Annotated in this window: 4 protein-coding genes; 1 reads left to right on the top strand and 3 read right to left on the bottom strand. The window is 69.0% G+C overall.

Going from position 1 to position 6,950, the window contains the following annotated elements:
* Both ACP5M5_RS14060 and glgA read right to left on the bottom strand, forming a co-directional pair.
* Positions 1-669, bottom strand: a 669-nt coding sequence (locus ACP5M5_RS14060; RefSeq protein ID WP_427938380.1) for a DUF3417 domain-containing protein, incomplete at its 3' end; no start/stop codon positions are given.
* Positions 666-2,186: a glycogen synthase GlgA gene (glgA, locus tag ACP5M5_RS14055; RefSeq protein WP_427938379.1), complete on the bottom strand. Its 1,521-nt coding sequence runs from the start codon at positions 2,184-2,186 to the stop codon at positions 666-668. The genes ACP5M5_RS14060 and glgA, both read right to left, overlap by 4 nt.
* A gap of 210 nt (positions 2,187-2,396) precedes the next feature.
* Here glgA and ACP5M5_RS14050 point away from each other — a divergent pair, with 210 nt between their 5' ends.
* The gene (locus tag ACP5M5_RS14050; protein ID WP_427938377.1) at positions 2,397-4,796 is read left to right on the top strand and encodes a glycoside hydrolase family 15 protein; all 2,400 of its coding nucleotides are present in this window, start codon (positions 2,397-2,399) and stop codon (positions 4,794-4,796) included.
* 18 nt (positions 4,797-4,814) lie between these two features.
* Here the strand turns inward: ACP5M5_RS14050 and glgX are convergent, their stop codons facing one another.
* Positions 4,815-6,800, bottom strand: coding sequence for a glycogen debranching protein GlgX (gene glgX / locus ACP5M5_RS14045; protein WP_427938375.1), 1,986 nt, complete (start codon positions 6,798-6,800; stop codon positions 4,815-4,817).
* Positions 6,801-6,950: the final 150 nt, after the last annotated feature.

Here is a 6,950-nt window from a genome sequence, read left to right as displayed (position 1 = left end):
GATACCGCGATCGACCGGGGTGTTCAGCGCATCGTTGCTATCGAGGAGATAGAGCCTGGCGCGTCCGACCCGCGCCCGCCAGACGCGCAAACGAAGCCGCCGCCCGGGAAGATCGAGCAGGATATGAAGCCGCGTTCCCGCCTGATCGAGAACCGGCTCGATCGGCATCATCCCGGGCTCGTTATAGGGATAGGCCTCTTGCTGCCAGCCGCTGGCGTCGATCATCTGGCGGAAATAGCCCTCCTGATAGAGGAGCCCGATCCCGATCGCCGGCACGCCGAGATCGCTTGCCGTCTTCAGATAATCTCCGGCGAGGATGCCGAGCCCGCCGGCATAGGGCGGCAACGCCCCATCGAGGCCGAATTCGAGACAGAAATAGGCGATGCCGGCAATGGCGTCCCCGCCGTGGGTTGCGGCGAACCAGCCGGGTGCGGCGAGATAAGCGCGGCGCTCGGCGGCCAACCCCTCGAGATGGGCGAGGAAGCCGCCATCCTCGGCGAGCGCAGCCAACCGCTCGGCCGGCACGTCTTCCAAGAGGGTCCACGGGTTTCGCGTCTGCCGCCAGAGATCGGCATCGATCCGCGCCCATAGCGCATCGGCCCGGCGGCTCCAGGTCCAGCGCAGATCGAGCGCGAGATCGCGCAAGGCGGCAAGGGGGGGCGGTATCACTCCGCCGCCTCGAGAAACGCCGGCGCCGCGCGCTGGGGCGCGATCGGCGCTGCGACCAGTTCGTCATAAAGTGCGCGATAGCGGCGGGCCGAGCCCGCCCAGGCGAAATCGCGCGCCATCGCCGCGCGCTGTGTCCGACGCCAGGCGAGAGAATCGTGGAACCGCGAGACCGCGCGGCGCACGCAGCTCGCCAGCGCTATGGCGGTCGGGTCATCGAAGGTGAAGCCGGTGCCCTCGCCGGGGCCGGCATCCGGGCTGTCGATATCGGTGACGGTGTCCGCAAGCCCCCCGACCTTGCGCGTCACCGGCAGTGCGCCATAACGCATCGCATACATCGTGGTGAGGCCGCAGGGCTCAAAGCGCGCGGGGGTCAGGGCGATGTCGGCGGCGGCGTTGAGACGATGCGCAAGTTCTTCCTGATAGCCGATCCGCACCAAAAGCTGCCCTTCGCGTCCGATCGCGGCGGCGCGGAAAGCGGCCTCGAGCGCCGGATCGCCCTCACCATGCAGCACCACCTGCGCGCCTGTTTCGAGCAGATCGGGCAACGCCGCTAGCACCACGTCGGCCATCTTTTGCTCGGTCAGGCGGTTGACGCCGATCACCAGCGGACCATCCGACCTTGGATCGAGCCTAAGCGCCGCCCGCAAAACCGCCTTGGCCATCGCCTTGCCGGCGAGATGATCGGCATCGAAGGGAACCGGCAAGGCGGGATCGGCGGCCGGGTTCCAGAGATCGGTGTCAATGCCGTTGAGGATGCCGGTGAGATCGGCGGCGCGGGCGCGCAGGAGCCCATCCATCCCGGCACCGAAAGCCGGGGTCAGGATTTCGCGCGCATAGGTGGGGCTGACCGTGGTCAGGCGATCGGCATAGCGCAGACCGGCCTTGAGCGCGGAAAATTGGCCATAGAACTCGGCCCCGTCAGGGGTGAGCCATGCCTCCGGCAGGCCGAGCGCGCGCGCCGCCTCGAGCGGAAAATTGCCCTGATAGGCGAGGTTGTGGATGGTAAAGAGCGTCGCCGGGCGCCGGCCTCGGTGGAGAGCGAGCAAGGCCGGCAGCAACCCCGTGTGCCAGTCATTCGCGTGCACCACATCTGGCTGCCAACCGGCGGCATCGCCGTGCCTCGCGAGCGCCGCGGCGGCGGCCGAAAAGGCGGCGAAGCGACGCAGATTGTCCGGCCAATCGCGCTTGTCCTGATCCTGGTAGGGGCCACCGGGGCGACGGTAGAACTTTGGCCAGTCGAGGAGATAGACCGGCACACCGGTGTCGGGCGTATGGCCGAGCAGCAAAGTCCCGCCCTCCGCCAGCCGCGCGACGCGGCGCTTGCCACGCGCGCTGTCGAGGGCGCTGACATAGCCGGGGAGAATCGCGCGGACATCGCTCCCCAAGGCGGCGAGCGCCACCGGAAGCGCCGCGCAGGCATCCCCGAGGCCGCCGGTCTTCGCGAGAGGGAATAATTCCGATGTCGCAAATAATATCCGCAGCCGAGTGGTTTGCGGATCGTAGGGTATGACGTCCATGCCATCCTCCCGGCCCGGCTTTTTCGTGGGCTATGGTGTCGTGCATAGAGCCGCCCGCCGATCGCGTCGTTGATGCGAATCAAATTTCGTCGCGATATCGTGTCGTGACCCGCCAATCCTGCGCATCCGCCGCGCCGATCCGTGTTATGCTTTTTGCAATCTGCGGCCGCTATGCTCTCGCGAATGCGGCCGAGCGAGGAATATCCGATCATGCCTCTTGATACCCATCACCTGCCGATCGCCAATGCCCCACCGGTTTCGGACGCGCCCGGCGCGCCTGGCAATGCACCGACCTGGACCAGCAGCGCGAAGGACGTGGTCGGCGGCTCGCTCGGTCCGGCGCGGCTCTGGTTCACGCTCGGCTTCGGCATCGTCACCGAGGTCTATTACCCGCGCGTCGATCTGCCGCAGATCCGTGATCTCGGCTTCATCGTTGGCGACGATGCCGGGTTCTGGGTCGAGGTCAAGCGGCTCGGCACCTATGACGTGCGGCTGCTCGCGCCCGGGGTGCCGGCGGTGGAAATCCTCCACCGCCATCCGCGCTTTCGTCTTCGGCTCCGCATTACCCCCGATCCGCTGCGCGACGTATTGCTGATCGAGGCGACCCTGACCGGCGATCCGGCGCTGCGGCTCTATGTGTTGCTCGCCCCGCGGCTCGGTGCGACCGGGGAGGGAAATGTCGCTGCGGTGGCGCGCTATCGCGGCCGGCGCGTGCTGTGGGCGGAGCAGGGGCCGTATGGTCTTGCGCTGGTCGCCGCTGACGCTGCTCAGCGCGACGTCATGGGGGCGGCGAGCGCGGGGTATGTCGGGGTCAGCGACGGTTGGCAGGATTTCGCCGTCCATGGCGCGCTGACCTGGGAATATGACCGCGCCGGGCCGGGGAATGTCGCGCTAGTGGCGGCGCTGCCGGCGCACGCGGTGCTGGCGCTGGGCTTTGCCGCGACCAAGCAGGCGGCGGCGACGCTGGCTGTCTCCAGCCTGCTCGAGCCGTTCGCCGCGGTGCTGCTGCGTCAGGTGGCGGATTGGCAGGATTGGTATGCCGGCGCCAACCGGCGCAACCCGGTGCGCTGGGAAGCGCCGGACGCGCTGGGCGAGCAGTTCATGGTCTCCGCCATGGTGCTCCGCAGCCACCTCGATAAGACCTATCCGGGCGCGATGGTCGCCAGCCTCTCTATCCCCTGGGGCGATCGCGGCACCGAGCGTGGCGGCTATCATCTGGTTTGGCCGCGCGATCTCGTGCAATGCGCGACCGCCCTGCTCGCGCTCGGCGCCGAGGAGGAGGCGCGCAACGCGCTCCGCTACCTGATCGCGACGCAGCGCGAAGACGGGCATTGGGAGCAAAACCAATGGCTGGGCGGCCGCCCCTATTGGCAGGGCAAACAGCTCGACCAGACCGCGTGCCCGGTGGTGCTGGCGGCCTTGCTCGGCGAACGGGATGCGTTGGGCGGCACCGAGGTCGCCGACATGATCGCCGCCGCCCTCGGCTATCTGCTCCGCAACGGCCCGGTGTCCGAGCAGGACCGCTGGGAGGAGAGCGCCGGCATCACTCCTTACACGCTCGCCTGCGTGATCGCCGCCCTGGTGGCTGGGGCGGCGTTCCTGCCGCTGCGGCTGCGTTGGCTCTCGCTCGTGGTTGCGGATTTCTGGAACGCCGAGATCGAGCGCTGGCTCGTCGCGCGCGGCGGTCCCCTGGCCGCGGAGGCCGGCATTGCCGCCCACTACGTGCATTTGGCGCCGGCGGCGATCTTGACCGACCCGGCGGCGCTGGCGACGCCGATTCCCCTCCACAACCAGCCGACGCCGCGCGCGATCCCCGCCAACGCATTGGTCTCGCTTGACTTTCTCGCGCTGGTGCGGTTCGGATTGCGCCGCGCCGATGATGCGCTGATGGTCGATAGCCTGAAACTGGCCGATGCGCTGCTTAAGACCGATACCCCCTCTGGCCCGGTTTGGCACCGCTATGTCGGGGATGGTTACGGCGAGACGGAGGACGGCGCCCCCTATGTCGGTGCCGGGCGCGGGCGCGGCTGGCCGCTCCTTGCCGGCGAGCGGGGCCAATACGAACTCGCCGCCGGGCGTGACCCGCTGCCACTTTTGCAGGCGATGGCGAAAATGGCCGGTAAGGGTGGCATGATTCCCGAGCAGGTATGGGACGCCGAGGCGATTCCGCGCCGCTTCCTCTATCCTGGCCGGCCGACCGGGTCGGCAACACCGCTCGCTTGGGCGCATGCGGAATTCGTCAAGCTGGTGATCTCGCGCCAAGCCGGGCGCGCGGTGGACGCGCCGGCTGCGGTTGGGCGGCGCTACCGGGCGCGGCGGCGGGCGGCGGTGCGCAGTGTCTGGATGCCCTGGGCGCCGGTCGCGCGGATGACCGCTGGCACCCGGCTGGTGGTGGTGCTGACGCGGCCGGCGGCGCTGCGTTGGGAAGCGGCCGGCACACAGGGGGGCGAGCGCCATACCTTGGCGGTCGGGTTCGGGCTCCACGCCGCGACACTGCGGACCGAGGCGGTCGCGGCCGGGAATACGATCATGGTCTCGTGGCGCTGGCGGGACGGTTCGGACGGCGCTGGTCCCGATGGCGGTGAGGCGCGGGTGGTGGCGGCGCAATAGCGGGCTTTCGTGCGCCCCTCAACCGGCGAGGAGCAGGAGCGAGCGTCCCGCCACTTCCAGCCATCCGGCGGCGGTGCCACGTCGGCGCGGTACCGCGGTATCGACCAGCACCCGCCATCGCCGCCCGTTCGCGGTTTCGGGGAGCTGCACCCAGACCGGCGCGCTGCCGGCATGGGCAACCAGCAGGGCCTTCCCTGGCGCGTCCGCGATCAGCGCGACCAAGGTGCGCCGCTCGGGCTCCTGCCATAGCGCCGGGGTCATCGGCGCGCCCTCTGGCGTGCGCCAGGCGATCTCCGCATCCGTGATCGCCGCCGCGCCATGCGCGAAGGCGCAGCGCCGGCGAAGCCGCAGCAGCCGCGCGGTGAAGCGGAGCAGGGCGCGGTCCATACCCGCCCAGTCGAGCCAGGATATTTCATTGTCCTGCGCATAGGCGTTGTTGTTGCCGCGCTGGCTCCGCCCGCACTCATCCCCCATGCCCAGCATCGGCGTCCCGCGCGAGAGCAACAGCGAGGCGAGCAAGGCACGCTGATCAGCGGCGCGTGCGGCGCGGAGCGCGGGGTCGTCGTGCGGCCCCTCGACCCCGTGATTCCACGACCAGTTGCTCTCTGTCCCGTCGCGCCCGCCCTCGCCATTGGCCTCGTTATGCTTTTGTGCATACGAGACGAGATCGGCGAGGGTGAACCCATCATGCGCGGTGATGAAATTGACCGAACGGGTGAGCGCCCGCCCGCGTGCCGCGAAAATGTCGGCCGAGCCGCAGAAGGCGGTGGCAAGCGCCCCCACCTGGCCCGGGTCGCCACGCCAGAAGCGACGCAGCGTGTCGCGATAGCGATCATTCCACTCGCCCCATTCGGGCGGAAAAGCGCCGAGCTGGTAGCCGCCCGGGCCGGGATCCCAGGGTTCGGCGATCCGCGCCCGGCCGCGCAGCACGGCATCCGCCTCGATCGCGGCAAGCAGCGGCGCCGCCGGGTCGAACCCGTCCTCACGCCGCCCGAGCACGGTCGCGAGATCGAAGCGGAAGCCATCAACCCCGGCATGCAGCACCCAACGTCGCAATGCCGCCAACGCCAGCGCCACCACCACTGGGCGATCGAGCGCCATGGTGTTGCGGCAACCGGTATCGTCGCGATAGCGCAACGGATCGGCGGGATCGAGCCGGTAATAGCTGGCATTATCGATCCCGCGCAGCGAGAGAGTGGGGCCGGACTCATCGTACTCGCCGGTATGGTTGAGAACGATATCGACGAGCACTGCGATTCCGGCGTCGTGCAGGGCATCGACCGCCGCCCGCACCTCGGCAAAGCCGCCCGGCGCGAGGCGCGGATCGGGCGCGGCGAAGGTCACGGGATTATACCCCCAGGCATCGGTAAGACCGAGGGGTGGCAAATGTGGCGCTTCGATCCGCGGCGTCGGTGGCATCAGCTCCACCGCGGCAACGCCAAGCCGGCGCAGATAGGCGATGGCGGCGGGATGGGCGAGGCCGGCGAAGGTGCCGCGCAACGGTGGCGGAATTTCGGGATGGGTGCGGGTGAAGCCACCGACATTGAGTTCGTAGATCGCGCCACCGTCCCAGGCAAAGCGCGATGCCGCCGGCGGCAATGTCGGTGTGGCTTCGACGATTGCTTTCGGCATTGCCGCGGCGCTGTCGCCGCCGCCGGCAAACAGCGAGGGATGCAGCTGGAACGGCCGGTCGAACCGCGTCGCCAGCGGATCGCAGAGCAGCTTCATGGGATCGAAGCGATGCCCACGCGCCGGATCAAACGGCCCGGTGACGCGCAGCCCATAACGCGCCCCGGGGCCGAGGCCGCCGATAGAGCCATGGAACACGTCGCCGGTGCGCGCCGGTAAGGCGATCCGTTCGATCTCACGCGCTCCTGCCGCATCGAACAGACAAATGTCGATCGCCGTCGCATGGGCGGAAAATACCGCGAAATTGACACCCCCCGGCACCGGCGTTGCACCGAGCGGGTCCGGCCGGCCGGGTGCGAGGGGGTATGCTGTCATCCCGATCCGCTCGATGCTGCTGACATGCCATTCCGGCGCTGGACCATGGTGGGCAAGATAGGCCCGCGTTGGCGGTGACGCAAAACGCCGCACGGCACAGCACCGGCCTCGCGATGCGAAAGCGCCGCCCGCGTCGCGACATTTGATTAT

The organism is Acidibrevibacterium sp., assembly GCF_049965395.1.
Classification (GTDB): domain Bacteria; phylum Pseudomonadota; class Alphaproteobacteria; order Acetobacterales; family Acetobacteraceae; genus Acidibrevibacterium; species Acidibrevibacterium fodinaquatile.
Note: the sequence above shows the minus strand (reverse complement) of the source record. Positions and strands in the feature narration are given on the sequence as shown.